This window comes from Massilibacteroides vaginae (genome assembly GCF_900178525.1).
Classification (GTDB): domain Bacteria; phylum Bacteroidota; class Bacteroidia; order Bacteroidales; family Tannerellaceae; genus Massilibacteroides; species Massilibacteroides vaginae.
This window is the reverse complement of sequence record NZ_FXDJ01000008.1, coordinates 669970-683600: the sequence shown is the minus strand read 5'-3', so window position 1 is coordinate 683600 and position 13631 is coordinate 669970. Positions and strand designations below refer to the sequence as shown.

At 40.5% G+C, this 13631-nt stretch carries 11 protein-coding genes and 3 pseudogenes; 1 reads left to right on the top strand and 13 read right to left on the bottom strand.

The annotated features are described in order from the left end of the window. Window positions 1–15: 15 nt before the first annotated feature. From B9Y81_RS08150 to B9Y81_RS08120, 7 genes are all read right to left on the bottom strand, one after another. A complete protein-coding gene (locus B9Y81_RS08150; protein ID WP_085536482.1) occupies window positions 16–285 on the bottom strand; it encodes a co-chaperone GroES in 270 nt (89 codons plus the stop codon). A gap of 164 nt (window positions 286–449) precedes the next feature. After that, window positions 450–1805 carry a histidine--tRNA ligase gene (hisS, locus tag B9Y81_RS08145; protein ID WP_085536481.1) on the bottom strand — a complete coding sequence of 452 codons (1356 nt, stop codon included), beginning with the start codon at window positions 1803–1805 and terminating at the stop codon, window positions 450–452. 116 nt (window positions 1806–1921) lie between these two features. Further along, window positions 1922–2599: a zinc metallopeptidase gene (locus B9Y81_RS08140; RefSeq protein ID WP_085536480.1), complete on the bottom strand. Its 678-nt coding sequence runs from the start codon at window positions 2597–2599 to the stop codon at window positions 1922–1924. Window positions 2600–2707: 108 nt separating this feature from the next. Next, complete coding sequence (locus tag B9Y81_RS08135) at window positions 2708–3979, bottom strand: adenylosuccinate synthase (RefSeq protein WP_085536479.1); 1272 nt, start codon at window positions 3977–3979, stop codon at window positions 2708–2710. Beyond that, on the bottom strand, window positions 3976–4455 hold the full coding sequence (locus B9Y81_RS08130; RefSeq protein WP_085536478.1) for a Fur family transcriptional regulator: 480 nt from the start codon (window positions 4453–4455) through the stop codon (window positions 3976–3978). The genes B9Y81_RS08135 and B9Y81_RS08130 overlap by 4 nt, the downstream gene beginning before the upstream one ends. 66 nt (window positions 4456–4521) lie before the next feature. Further along, window positions 4522–5178, bottom strand: a complete 657-nt coding sequence (locus B9Y81_RS08125) for a DNA alkylation repair protein (protein WP_085536477.1) — start codon at window positions 5176–5178, stop codon at window positions 4522–4524. Between the two features lie 9 nt (window positions 5179–5187). Then, window positions 5188–7242 carry a dipeptidyl-peptidase 3 family protein gene (locus tag B9Y81_RS08120; protein WP_085536476.1) on the bottom strand — a complete coding sequence of 685 codons (2055 nt, stop codon included), beginning with the start codon at window positions 7240–7242 and terminating at the stop codon, window positions 5188–5190. Between the two features lie 258 nt (window positions 7243–7500). On the opposite strand from B9Y81_RS08120, the pseudogene B9Y81_RS08115 reads away from it, so the two are divergent. Continuing rightward, window positions 7501–7941 (top strand): annotated as a pseudogene (locus tag B9Y81_RS08115) (IS1634 family transposase); the annotation flags it as partial. A 210-nt stretch (window positions 7942–8151) separates the two neighbouring features. Here the strand turns inward: B9Y81_RS08115 and B9Y81_RS08110 are convergent. The 6 genes and pseudogenes from B9Y81_RS08110 to B9Y81_RS08090 all read right to left on the bottom strand — a co-directional run bounded on the left by B9Y81_RS08110 (window position 8152) and on the right by B9Y81_RS08090 (window position 13631). Further along, complete coding sequence (locus B9Y81_RS08110) at window positions 8152–9291, bottom strand: Fic family protein (RefSeq protein WP_095996259.1); 1140 nt, start codon at window positions 9289–9291, stop codon at window positions 8152–8154. Window positions 9292–9472: 181 nt separating this feature from the next. Then, window positions 9473–9712: an N-6 DNA methylase gene (locus tag B9Y81_RS15500; RefSeq protein WP_394335437.1), complete on the bottom strand. Its 240-nt coding sequence runs from the start codon at window positions 9710–9712 to the stop codon at window positions 9473–9475. Beyond that, window positions 9695–9847 (bottom strand): annotated as a pseudogene (locus tag B9Y81_RS15495) (type I restriction-modification system subunit M N-terminal domain-containing protein); the annotation flags it as partial. The gene B9Y81_RS15500 and the pseudogene B9Y81_RS15495, both read right to left, overlap by 18 nt. Window positions 9848–9849: 2 nt before the next feature. Beyond that, a pseudogene (locus tag B9Y81_RS08100) lies at window positions 9850–10049 on the bottom strand (helix-turn-helix domain-containing protein). Between the two features lie 560 nt (window positions 10050–10609). After that, entirely contained in the window at window positions 10610–11851 is a 1242-nt protein-coding gene (locus B9Y81_RS08095; protein ID WP_085536473.1) for an MFS transporter, read from the bottom strand. A 7-nt stretch (window positions 11852–11858) separates the two neighbouring features. Further along, complete coding sequence (locus B9Y81_RS08090; protein WP_085536472.1) at window positions 11859–13631, bottom strand: L-fucose isomerase; 1773 nt, start codon at window positions 13629–13631, stop codon at window positions 11859–11861.

The window sequence follows — 13631 nt, the reverse complement described above, 5'->3', positions numbered from 1 at the left end:
TAATTTGTTTAGAAATTAGATAATAGCTAAAATATCTGATTGACGCATGATCAGGAATTTCTCCCCATCCAGTTCGATCTCAGTTCCTGCGTATTTACCATATAATACGCTATCACCGTTTTTAACTACCATTTCTTCATCTTTTGTACCATTTCCAACAGCTACAACTTCACCTTTTAGAGGTTTTTCTTTCGCTGAATCGGGAATGATAATTCCACTAACTGTTTTTTCCTCTGCTGCTGCAGGCTTTACAAGCACTCTGTCTGCTAATGGCTTAATGTTCATTTTCTTGGTATTTTAATTTATTAATATGATTATTTTAATGTTCACGTCACTACCTATACGAATTCCATGCCAAAGTAAAATTCAATTATACAACTGTCAATATAGTCTGTCTGATTATACCTACGACTGACAGTTTGTCGCTTTTATGACGTGATATAGGTTCTTTAGAATTGCGCAATCAATTCATCAATAGTCAATAGGTTTTGTTCACCGGTGACCATATTTTTCAAATTGATTTTACCCTCATTGATTTCATTTTCCCCAACGATGGCTACATAAGGAATCTTTTTGGCATCCGCATAACTCATTTGCTTTTTCATTTTGGCACTTTCCGGATAAAGTTCTACGCGTATTCCGGCAGTACGTGCTTTGGATACGATCGGTAGCAGATATTCTTCTTCTTTTTCGCCAAAATTGACAAACAACAGTTGAGTTGTTTGTAATGCATCTTTTGGATATAAGTCTAATTGATTTAATACATCGAAAATTCGATCTGCTCCAAATGAAATTCCTACCCCCGAAACACCCTGCAATCCGAATACGCCTGTAAGGTTGTCATATCGTCCGCCTCCGGTTATGCTTCCGATTTGAACATCGAGCGCTTTAACTTCGAAGATAGCCCCTGTGTAATAATTTAGTCCGCGAGCCAATGTCAGGTCTAACTCCAGTTCGGATCGAATAGGAGTGGAGTCGATACGTTTTAGAATAAAGGCAAGTTCTTCTACTCCCTTTAACCCGATTTCCGAATCAGCAAGGACTGCTTTCAATTGCTCCAGCTTTTCATTGTTAGTACCGCTTAATTGGATAATCGGTTGCAAATGGTTGATTGCTTTTTCAGAAAGCCCTTTTTCCCGTAGTTCGGCGTTTACATTATCTAAGCCGATCTTATCCAACTTGTCGATCGCTACGGTTATATCTACAATCTTTTCAGCTTCGCCGATTATTTCAGCTATACCTGTCAGTATCTTACGATTGTTCATCTTGATAGAAACACGAATATTCAGGCGGCTGAATACTTCATCTATAATTTGGATCAGTTCTACTTCGTTAATCAACGAATCCGAACCTACCACATCGGCATCACATTGGAAAAATTCACGGTAACGCCCCTTTTGAGGACGGTCAGCACGCCATACCGGCTGAATCTGATAACGTCTGAAAGGAAAAGTGATCTCGTTTCTGTGTTGAACCACAAAGCGGGCAAAGGGTACCGTAAGGTCATAGCGTAACCCTTTCTCACAGGCTTTTGCCGCAAATTTTACCGCGTTACGTTCTGTAAGTTCTTCATCCGTTATTCCGGAGAAGCAATCTCCCGAGTTCAATATCTTGAACAATAATTTATCTCCTTCTTCACCGTATTTTCCCATCAAGGTTGACAGGTTCTCCATCGCGGGAGTTTCGATCTGTTGAAAACCGTATAAATGATAGACTTCGCGAATTGTGTTGAATATATAATTACGTTTCGCCATTTCTTCAGGCGAGAAGTCCCGGGTTCCTTTTGGTATCGATGGTTTCTGCATGTCTTTTAATCAATTAATTATTTTGCCCACAAAGTTAATAAATCAAATGAAAAAAGCCTTTCGGATTGCAAAAGCTTCCGAAAGGCTCATGTTACTTATCTCAAATTTAACACCGTTTAATCACGGCGTCCCATATAGATCATAATATAATATAATAATGTAGCTAATGAACCTAAGGCCGCTACCACATAGGTGTAAGCAGCCGAACGTAAGGCGTCTTCCGCCTTATCGTGTGTCGCTACATTTGTAATGCCTGCATTGCTTAACCAGACTAATGCACGTTTGCTGGCGTCAATTTCAACCGGTAACGTGATGAAACTGAATAAGGTTGTGGAGGCAAACAAAATGATGCCAAACAGCAGTAATTGAGGAAAAGTGTTAATCATTAACATTCCACCAAGAATTACCCACATCATGATGTTGGATGAAAAACTAACTATCGGAACGAGTGCCGAACGCATCTTCAACGGAGCATAAGCAGTAGCGTGTTGAACTGCGTGTCCACACTCATGAGCAGCCACAGCCGCTGCAGCTACACTATTACTGTAGTAAACCGATTCACTCAGATTTACTGTTTGATTTGTAGGGTTGTAATGGTCTGTTAAATGACCGGGAGTAGAGATTACCTTTACATCATAGATGCCATTTTCATGAAGCATCTTTTCAGCAACATCCTTTCCTGTCATACCATTAGGCAGGGGTACTTTGGAATATTTCTCGAATTTATTCTTCAAACGATAAGAAACAATCCAGCTTAATAAAGCAAAACCAATAAATATAATCCAGTACGTCATACTTTTTACATTAAAGACATAGTTATTAATATAACAATTTAAACGGCAAAAAGCTTGCCAAATTAGAAATACGTTATATCAGACACTCCTTTTTTAATTGTTTTATGATTAATTATCAGTGTATCTAACGATTGTTTGTTCTCTATCCGGACCCACTGACACAATTTTTACAGGAACACCTAATTCTTCTTCCAAAAATGTCAGATAATTGTTGAATTCTTCAGGGAATTCATCTTCGCTCTGCATTTTTGTCATATCTGTGTTCCAACCTGCCAATTCCACATAGATAGGTTCTATTCCTTCATTTATTTCATAAGGGAACGTGGTTACTTCTTCGCCATTTACACGATAAGCTACACATGCTTTGATTGTTTCGAAAGTATCGAGTACATCACTTTTCATCATGATTAGTTGACTAACTCCGTTAATCATGATTGCATACTTTAAGGCAACCAGATCAATCCAGCCACAACGACGCTTACGTCCGGTAACTGATCCGAACTCATGTCCGAACTCACATATTTTGTCACCCGTTTCATCAAATAATTCTGTCGGGAAAGGACCGCTGCCTACGCGTGTGCAGTACGCTTTGAATATGCCGAATACCTCACCAATATTACGTGGAGATACCCCTAATCCCGTACAACATCCAGCACAAATTGTATTTGACGAAGTAACGAAGGGGTAAGATCCGAAGTCAATATCCAGCATTGTTCCCTGAGCACCTTCTGCTAACACTGATTTCTCTTCTTTCAAATAATCATTGATCACCTGTTCGCTGTCTATCAGGTTAAAACGCTTCAGATAATCAAGCGCCGACAACCATTCAGCTTCCAGTTCTTTACTATCAAATGTGTAATTTAAAGATGCCAGAATAGCTTCGTGCTTTGCTTTGGCAGTCGCGTATTTTTCTTCGAAATTATGCAGAATATCTCCTACACGCAGACCGTTACGGCTGATCTTGTCTGTGTAAGTCGGTCCGATACCTTTACCGGTAGTGCCAATCTTTCCGGCTCCCTTGGATGCCTCATACGCGGCATCTAATACACGGTGAGTAGGCAGGATCAGGTGCGCTTTTTTAGAGATAAATAATTTTTTTGTCAGGTCGTGACCACTTGCTGCTAAAGCTTCCGCTTCCTGACGGAACAACAGCGGATCAAGTACAACGCCATTACCAATAATATTAATCTTTCCACCCTGAAAAATCCCTGAAGGAATTGAGCGAAGTATATATTTTTCTCCATTAAATTCAAGCGTGTGACCGGCATTCGGACCACCCTGAAAACGAGCTATCACATCATACTTTGGTGTTAATACATCGACAACTTTTCCTTTGCCTTCATCACCCCATTGCAAACCTAGTAAAACATCTACTTTCATTGTTTTGTATTGCCTTTATTGTTGTTTTTTTGAATCTTATATTTGCATTTACTACATATACCATAGATATAAAGCATGTGAAACATAGGAGTAAACCTACTTATTTTCAAATTCTTTATATCTTTTTTTAGTGAAGAATCACGTACCTCTCGTACAGACCCGCAGTTTGTGCAGATCAGATGCGAGTGCGTTTCTGCCACTACTTTTAATTCATACTGAATCGACTTTGCCGTAAATTGATGTTTTACGATCAAATCCGCTGCCAGAAGGATGTCTAACGTATTATATAAAGTCGCTTTGCTGACATGAAAATTTGTCAAATTCAATCGCTCATGTAACATGCTAATGTCAAAGTGCGACGAAAATAAACAAATCTGCTCAAAAATAGCATATCTTTCATCTGTCTTACGCAGTTTCAATGTGGTAAGATAGTCTGTCAGCACACCCTTAAGCTCAGTATAGTATTTATTTTCCATTTAAAGACATTTCATGTCATATAGTCCAGTCAGACAAAGGTAACCTAATTATTTTTACGACAAAACCTAATTATAATATTCAAATTCAAACTTTAGATCTTTGTAAAATTCATTCTTTTCTATTAAGTCAGCATCTGCATACGTGCTGAAATATTGTAGAACACGCTCTGCTTGTGCTTCCTCTTGTCGTCCATACCGCTTTAACGCTAATAAAGCCGCGCGTTGAGGACGAGAAATACCTTTGTCGAGAATCATTTTTGCTTCTTTCAAAAAGCTGTCCGGAGAAGAAAGATTATACCCTTTTGTGAACAATCGGGCATACAATATAAAACCGGACGTTTTTACATTTTCCCGTTCGTCGCTAATCCAACGTTCGGCCAAGGTTGACGCAAAAGACAGGTGTTGAGCCAGATTTGCGCAAAATTGCTCCACAATCTCCAGATAACGAATATCACCCACCCAACTTTCCGCGTCTTCTTCCGTGAAGGCTTCACGAGGAAATAGTAGTGTTGCCAGTATTTTATGTTCTCTTACATCCTGTGTCCAAAGCCATTTTGCCAGCTCCGCATCAGGGGTATATGCCGAAGCAATAACCTTGATTTCGGGGATGGACACGCCAAAATTCAGTTTGTATTCCATCCCTTCCCTACGCATACTTGCAGACACAACACCGTTCATCGCTTTACGTAGCCGAAAGCGTATATCTTTTATTATTTCCTCCATAATCAGGGTTTAATCGTTGTATGTTGGGAGGAACGAATAATCGTTACTGTAACGAAGCATTTGTTCAACGTAACTTTCAGAATAGTCGAGCACCACATCTGTCACTTCGCCATTGGCGTTCTTTACTTCCTTCATGACCGGATTCACAAATCCTTTGTAAGGAGCTAAATTTAACTTGGCATATCGCTTCAGAATTTCAGCATGAAGCGTATGATCTACTTGCACAGCATAGTCTTCAACCAGTTTTTTACCTGCTGCAAGATCACCTTCGCTTTTCAAACGTTGAACTTCACTGAGAAGCTGACCAAACAGGTCGCGTAGTTTCTGATAGTCATTAATAACCACGTACGTATTACCGTCGCGTTGCTTTAATTCTACAACATTATCTGTTTTACCTTTTTCGTAAACCCAGCGAGCTATTAACTGACGGTTGCGCATGTGCGCCTCTTCAATGTTCTTGCCCAATTCAATGCGAACAAGCTGTGTCATCAAGCCATTCATCATAAACTTATAGTATTCGGCTTTGTAGGCTTCTTTGTCCGGCAAAAGACCTAATTCTACTATTTTATTATCGGCAATATAATACAGTCCGAACAAGTCCGCACGTGTTTCCTCCAATGTCGAAGCGTAGGCTTTCAGCGCATCCGGTTCCACACCGGGAAGTGTCACGCCTGAACCATGCCCCAGGCATTCGTGCAGGTCAGTATGCAGGTTGTCGGTTGCAAATCCGTAATTTTTCAACAAATCACGTTCCGTATCGCTCCAAACAAATTCTTCACCGAAACCATTGCCCTGTGATGCCTTATCATAAGCCTCTGTTATATTTTCAATCGTTACCGATTTCGAACCGTGATCCCTTCTTATCCAATCAGCATTCGGCAGATTGATTCCGATAGGAGTTGCCGGAAAACAATCTCCACCCAGCATAGTTACGGTAATTACCTTCGCACTAACACCTTTTACCTCTTTTTTGCGGAAGCGATCATCTATCGGTGAGTTATCTTCAAACCATTGCGCATTGTCACTAATTAATTTTGTACGCTTAGTAGCTTCTTTATTAATAAAGTTTACGGTAGCTTCCCAGCTGGCCTTCATACCCAACGGATCACCATACGTTTCCGTAAATCCGTTAACGAAATCAACCTCAGAATCCGTGTCTTTTACCCATAGAACGGCATAAGCGTCAAACGTTTTCAAATCACCTGATTTATAATAATCGATCAAAGTTTGGATCACTGCTTTTTGCTTCTCGTTTTCGGCAAAAGGAACAGCCTTCTCTAACTCGGCAACGATCTGTTCGATAGCCTGCGAATAAAGACCGCCTACTTTCCATACCTTCTCTTTGATAACTCCGTTTTCCTTCACTAACCTACTGTTCAATCCGTAGGATACAGGCGTGTTATCCTTTGGGTCTTTCATTGCGGCATAGAAATCCTCCACTTCTTTTTGTGTCAGATCACCAGCATAGTAATTATTGGCCGAAGCCCGGATAATATCATTATCTCCGCTTTGTACAGTGCGCTTCGCTAATAGAGTGGGTGAGAAGATAACCTCTTTGATTTCCGCAATAAATTGATCAACCTGTTGCCCTTCACGAAGAGGAACCTTTTCGGTTGGCAGCTCCATTACACATTGCGTAAAGAAACTATCCGAAAACTCCGGCAAAAACTTATCCTCCGCATAATGGTGATGTATACCGTTAGAAAACCATACACGCTTCATATATGTATCCAAAGCCTTGAATTGCGTATCGTTTCTATCCCCTTTGTAATTTTCGTAAATAGCCTCCAACGTACGACGTATCGCCAGATTGTACCGACAGTTCTGATCGAACAAAATGTCACGTCCCATCAACGCGGCTTCCGACAAATGATATAATAATTGTTTTTGCTGCAACGTCAATGTCTCAAATCCCGGAACCTGATAACGTAGTATCTGTAAATCCGCAAAAGCATCAACAGTATATTCAAAATCCTTACCTTTTACTTCCGTTTGTTTGCCCCCATCCGTGCAGGAAGAAACGACCATACCCATTCCCAACATAAATAATAAAGTTTTTTTCATTTGTGTGAAAAATTAATTGTGAACAATCGCAAAGGTAACGAAAATTAAAGAAAGCAGTATAACTCAAAAGATTGAATTGCTGTTTTTTAGTGATAGATAATGATTTAGAATCAGAACTTTTACTTTTGGAATGATTTCCCCGGAATCGACAGTTTAAGCTCGGCTGTTATTTTAAGATAGATATTGGAAAAGTAATGAGATAAATTCACCAATTTGCTCCGCTTTGAGCAGGTTGATTAGCTTGATGCAAAGAAATATCTAAAGATAGATGGGCAGATACAAGTGAGTATTGATCATAACAAATTTAAACAGGATGGTAAATGGGATGGCTTAAAAGGTTATGAAACAAACTCAAAATTAAATAAAGAAGAAATTTTGGCTAATTATAATCATTTATGGCGTATCGAAAAAGCATTCCGAGTAGCCAAACATGATTTAAAAATAAGACCTGTATTCCATCGTAATAAAAAACGGATAGAAGCTCATATATGTATCACATTCTCCGCGTACATGGTATACACGGAATTAGAAAGGATTCTAAAAGAAAAAGGATCAAACTTAACACCAGAGAAGGTAATAGAAATTGCTGAAACCATATTTGCGATAAACATTAAAGTTCCCGCAACAGGAGAGATAATTTCCAAAACAATTTTGTTATCACAAGAACAAAAAGGAATAGCTAAATTATTTGATTTCTGAGTTGGGTGACCCAATGACCAAAACAGGAGATACCTTCAGCAGGACATGTGTCATATTTGAGGTAGGTTAGCACAGTCTCCTTGTTTATGCATAAAGCTGCAGCGATCTTACGTGATGATATCTTCCACTCGCACAGATTCTCTTTCATTTATAGTTTTCGTACCATCCCTATACATGTAAATTTGAACATGTATAGAAAACACCGGGTTCCTATATATTAAAAACACTCAAGTACTGGTCAAATACAAAAATACGGTTTCTGCTTTGTCCAGTAATTTCTTTAAGCAGACCCTGTTCCTGCATTGCTGCCACCAAGTCATTCGCTGCTTTATAGCTTAAATTGGATATTTTCGCCGCTTGATCTATGGTGACAATAGGGTCTTTGAATAAAGCTGTAAGCAAAATAAGGGCTGAATTACTACGTCTCCCCATTTTTGCTTTTATATCATTTTCTATTTGCTCTTTTAATTTTAAAATGCTTGAAAGCGTATCAACAGCCTTTGTTGCAGTCTGCTCAATCCCTACTAAAAAATACTTAATCCACTGTATCATATCATTTTTTGTTCGAACAAGGCTCAAGTTGTCATAATAAAGACTTTTGTTTTTCTCGAAAAAATACGATAAATACAGCAACGGTTTATCTAGGATTTTTTCCGAAACTAAAAATAGTGTAATCATCAAACGCCCTATACGTCCATTCCCATCGAGAAAAGGGTGAATCGTTTCGAACTGATAGTGGGCGATTGCGATACGAACAAGCGCAGGAACATGAATATCTTCATTGTTCAAAAAAGACTCCAAATCTCCCATTAACTCATTTACCAGCAGATGTGTTGGAGGTATAAACACGGCATCAGATAGTGATGTTCCTCCTATCCAATTTTGGCTACTTCTATATTCTCCTGGCAGTTTGTGTTCACCTCTAACGCTTTGGAGTAGGGTTTTATGAATAGATTTTAGTAGTCTTGACGAAATAGGCAGTGTATCCAATTGTCCGATAGCATCGTTTATGGCTCTGATGTAATTATTGACCTCTTGCCAGTCGTTTTTGCGCTCTGGTCGAATTTCTTCTATCGGAAGAAGAGCTTCATCCATGTTTGTTTGCGTTCCTTCGATGCGACTTGACACAACGGCTTCTTTAGTAACGTGCAACTGAATAAACAAATCAATATTAGGAACTAATCTTGCAAAAGAATTTAATTCGCCAAGTTTTACTGCAGCCCTCTCTAAAAGCTTATTAATTATGGGCGTTTTCCATGACCACTCATCATTGATATTTTTTGGTACAAAATATTTATATCCTGATGTCTTTTCAAGATGTCCTGCTTGGTATTTTTCTAGTTCTATCATAGATGATCTTTTTCTTCATAAAAGTAAAATAAGGTTTCTTTTATTTTACTTTCAATCAATAAAGTAAAATAGTTGTTTTTTTATTTTACTTTATCTCATTAATTTTTATCTTGCTCAAACTCTCCGCTATCAGCTTATTTTAAACGCTCCTCTTCTTTCAACTGTTCCTTGAACTCCGCTTTCAGAGCCATAAAGCAGCGGGGATTTGTGTATTCAAAAACAATTTCGCCGGAAGATTGACTATGCAAACAATCAAACCTGTACCTCCTGCTTCTATCAATGCTTTACGAATTTCCCCCTCACCAGATGTTTTGGAGGTCAAAGCTCCTTTTGCCAACACCACGCCGGCTTGCCCACTCGGTGACAAATGATAAATAAAATGTTGCAACCATGCAAAGAATTCTTCAAATGCATCAGAAATGTATTTAAGGAAAATAAGCCTCAATGCAAAATGCTTGTATTCGGCAGCGTCTATGTTTTTTCGCAGTTTATCCGCGGCTTTCCAAAGCTGTTTTTCCAAAGGCTCTTCTGCCGTATTTCCGTTTTTCTTTGCCATATCTATTTTTCTTCTTTATTATCCTCAATTAAATCCTTCACACTCACCTGCAATATCTCTGCAATTTGAAACAAGGTTTCCAAGAGAGGTTGAACACGGTTGCATGCGTAAGCATTTACTATCTTAAAGCTTTTCCGAGCTTCTCGGCAAGCCATGTTTGCTTAATTCCTCTTTCTTGCAAAACTTCTTTTATGCGATTCATATTTTTATGATTGTGTTACGAATGGTAAATATAGGAATTTTAAATGGGTAATTTTAAGAATATATTCATCTTCCTACCTTTTCTGTCCTCTATTCTTCTGTTGAACGATAGGCTGTTTTTGCTTTTGTTCCTCCTTCGATGCTTTTGGTAACCGTGGTCTACTCCACAATTCTTTATATTCGGCATCAGATTTATTCTCTCTTTACAAGTGTGGGTTCGCATTACTTCACATGCTCTGTCTACCGGCTACCCCCTAATCGAACAGTTCGGAATTTACGAACGGTTGAATCAGGCATTAGTTTTCCGGTTTTCCCCCTCTCTTTTTTCTGTTGGAAAATAGAGCCGTTTTGCCTTGTTTTTTGCCCTTACTTCTTAGGCTCTTTTTTTGTAATACTATATGAAAAAAAAGATAAAGGTTATTTTTCAAAAGATATCCTTTATTTTTTGAAAAATAACCTTTATGTTTTTGGGGTGTAATAGGTAACTGATTTTCAGCGATATACCCTTTGGGTGAAAATGGGGTATATCGGCTGATTTTTTGAGGGGGAATTGGGGGTGTCTTAGTCGGTTTTATTGATTGTTTTGGGTTTTAGTAGGGTGAGCTGGAATATGATTGCCACTACTACAACGCCGGAGAGAAGAACGAAATCTCTTCCTAAATGACCGGCATCTATCGATTTGCCGAGAAAGTTTGTAATAAAGGCGCCGGCGGATATGCCGGCCAGATTCATCAGTCCGTAGCCTGTTGCACGGTAACGTGGTGATACAAACTGACAGAGGATCGGCATATTGTTGACATCAAATATCCCGAAGCCTAATCCAAAGCACAGGGCTCCGCAGAGCACAGGGGTGAATGCTGTGCCAAATCCCAATAGGAATAAGGCGGGAATGGTTAAGGCCAGTCCGATTACACCGGTGTAGATTCGCCCTTTGAGGTTTTTTTGTACCCAGTGGTCGGAGAGTAGTCCTCCGATAAGTACGCCTGCGAATGATGCCATCGCGATGGTAATGGTTGCCAAGGGTCCGGCCTGAGCCATATCTAATTTAAGTGTGTCGGAGAAGAGGGTAGGGGCCCAGTTTTTCGTTGCCCAACCCGGCAAGCTTGGGGCGGAAAAGTAAAACAGCAATACCCAGAATGAGATATTCCCCAGAAGAATACCCAGTCCTTTAAAGGCGGCATTAAATTCCTGTTTGATGGAAAGCTTTTCACTCTTATCTATTGTGTATGTTTTGTTTTCCTTTAAGAAGAGAATCAAGAAAAGGGCGTACACCATGCCTACAACACCGAACGACTGAAAGGTTAATTGCCAGGAGAAATTACTGGCAATCGTGGCTCCGAATCCGCCTAAAGCCTGACCGAGATAGATTCCTGTGGTGTGGATCCCGATGGCCAACGAACGGGTTTTACCCTGATGATAATCCGCGATGAGGGCAAGGGCGGCAGGAATGTAAAAAGCTTCGCTTACTCCCATAATGCCCCTGAGGATATATAATTGATTAAATGTTGTTGAATAGCCCATCAACAGGGTTACGGCAGACCATACGAAAAGGCTTCCTATGATTAACCATTTACGATTCAACCTGTCGGCGATAACTCCCGAGAGAGGGCTCATAAAGGCATATATCCAAAGGAATACGGCCATTAAACGCCCGAAATTAGCAGCCGACACCAGTTCTGAGATATCTTCCATCATGGAAGGCTTCATTGTTGCCAGCATTTGTCTGTCTAAGTAATTAAGTAATGCGACAAACCAAAGCATGGCAACAACAGCCCAAGGGTAGGTTCTTTTTTCTACGCTCATCTTTCTGTTATTTGTAGATTGGACCATAGGTGTTACATGCACGATAGTCTGATCCTTCCGCGTCTGACCCGAACGCACTCCATGCCGACGGACGGAATAGTTCGCTTTCGTCTACATTATGCATGCAAACCGGAATGCGAAGCATGGCAGCCAACGCGATTAAGTCGAGACCGATATGCCCGTAGCTGATAGCTCCATGATTGGCTCCCCAATAATTCATTACCGAATAAACATCCTTGAATCGGCCTTTGCCCGTAACCCGTGGAATAAAGAAAGTAGACGGCCATGTTTTGTCCGTACGTTTGTCGATCAGGTTAAACACGTGTTCCGGGAATGTTGCTGTCCAGCCTTCGGCCAATTGAAGAACCGGACCGAGTCCTTTTACTAAATTGAGGCGGCACATGGTAACCGGCATACCGGCTTTAGACAAAAACTTGGATGAGTAACCACCTCCTCTGAAATATTCCAGATTGGCCGGATGCCATTTCGTTGCTTCAAGCATTTTGTCTACTTCGTTTGCGGTGATCTCCCAGAAGGGTTTCATCACCGGATTACCGTCTTTAGTCTGTTGCCCTGTTCCGTCGAGCGTACAAGAGCCGGAGTTGATCAAGTGAATCGCTCCGTCTTTCAACATACCGTCCGGTTTCCATCCGCTTATTCGTTCGATAGCTTCAGGGCTCCAGTAAGTACGCACATCGGCAAATAGCTGAGACGTATTCGTTAGCAGTTGGTTAAACAGCATACTTATGCCGTTCAGATGATCATTTTCGGTGGCAAAAGCGAAAGGCTTACGTATGCCGTTCCAATCGAAGGAAGAATTAAGTATAGCTTCGGAAAAGTCTCCGTTAGGAAGAAAATCCGTCCACTGACGTTGCCCCTGGAATCCGCCACAAATAGCATTATGCCCCATTGCTTCCTCCTTATACCCCATTTCGGCCAGTTTGGGATTGCCAATTAACAGATCACGCATGATCAGCGTCATTTTCACCACAAATGCCCAGTCTTTATCTTTATCTTCCCTGCTTTTACGCAAATGCTCCGGATTGTAGTCTTCGCCTTCGTTCGTTATGCAGTTCTTCTGCGTCCATTCAAGCGCTTTCCGGTATTCTTCTTTATCGAAAATCTCGTATTGAATGCGACGACTAATCTCGGAGCAGTCTACAAACTCCGCACGAAGTCCCAGGTATTCTTGTAGGAAATCAGGGCTCACTATAGACCCGGCTATTCCCATCGAAACCGATCCGATAGCCAAATACGATTTTCCACGCATTAACGCGACAGCCAATCCCGCCTTAGCAAAGCGTAAAAGCTTTTCCTGTACGTCTTTGGGGATTTCCGAAGAGTTCATATCCTGTACGTCTCTACCATATATACCGAAACAGGGAAGTCCTTTCTGAGTATGTGCAGCCAATGCCGCTGCCAGATAAACAGCACCCGGACGTTCGGTGCCATTAAATCCCCAGATGGCTTTGGGTATAAGCGGATTCATATCAATCGTTTCCGATCCATAACACCAGCAAGGTGTAACCGAAAGACTAAGTCCGACGTTTTCCCTCTCAAATTTGGCAGCACAGTCTGCCGCTTCTTTTACTCCACCAATACAGGTGTCCGCAAGAATACATTTTACCGGCGTACCATCCGGATAGTTCAAATTACTTGTGTAGAATTGAGCTACACTTTTAGCCAGATTCATTGTGGTATCTTCAAGAGATTCTCTGATCCCTTTTCTACGACCGTCAATAATAGGTCGAATACCGATGGTTGGATAATTTGTGTTCAT

Coding starts and splice junctions, on each gene's coding strand:
- B9Y81_RS08150 (WP_085536482.1), bottom strand. CDS start 285: ATGAACATTAAGCCATTAGCAGACAGAGTGCTTGTAAAGCCTGCAGCA.
- hisS (WP_085536481.1), bottom strand. CDS start 1,805: ATGCAGAAACCATCGATACCAAAAGGAACCCGGGACTTCTCGCCTGAA.
- B9Y81_RS08140 (WP_085536480.1), bottom strand. CDS start 2,599: ATGACGTACTGGATTATATTTATTGGTTTTGCTTTATTAAGCTGGATT.
- B9Y81_RS08135 (WP_085536479.1), bottom strand. CDS start 3,979: ATGAAAGTAGATGTTTTACTAGGTTTGCAATGGGGTGATGAAGGCAAA.
- B9Y81_RS08130 (WP_085536478.1), bottom strand. CDS start 4,455: ATGGAAAATAAATACTATACTGAGCTTAAGGGTGTGCTGACAGACTAT.
- B9Y81_RS08125 (WP_085536477.1), bottom strand. CDS start 5,178: ATGGAGGAAATAATAAAAGATATACGCTTTCGGCTACGTAAAGCGATG.
- B9Y81_RS08120 (WP_085536476.1), bottom strand. CDS start 7,242: ATGAAAAAAACTTTATTATTTATGTTGGGAATGGGTATGGTCGTTTCT.
- B9Y81_RS08110 (WP_095996259.1), bottom strand. CDS start 9,291: ATGATAGAACTAGAAAAATACCAAGCAGGACATCTTGAAAAGACATCA.
- B9Y81_RS08095 (WP_085536473.1), bottom strand. CDS start 11,851: ATGAGCGTAGAAAAAAGAACCTACCCTTGGGCTGTTGTTGCCATGCTT.
- B9Y81_RS08090 (WP_085536472.1), bottom strand. CDS start 13,631: ATGAACACAAATTATCCAACCATCGGTATTCGACCTATTATTGACGGT.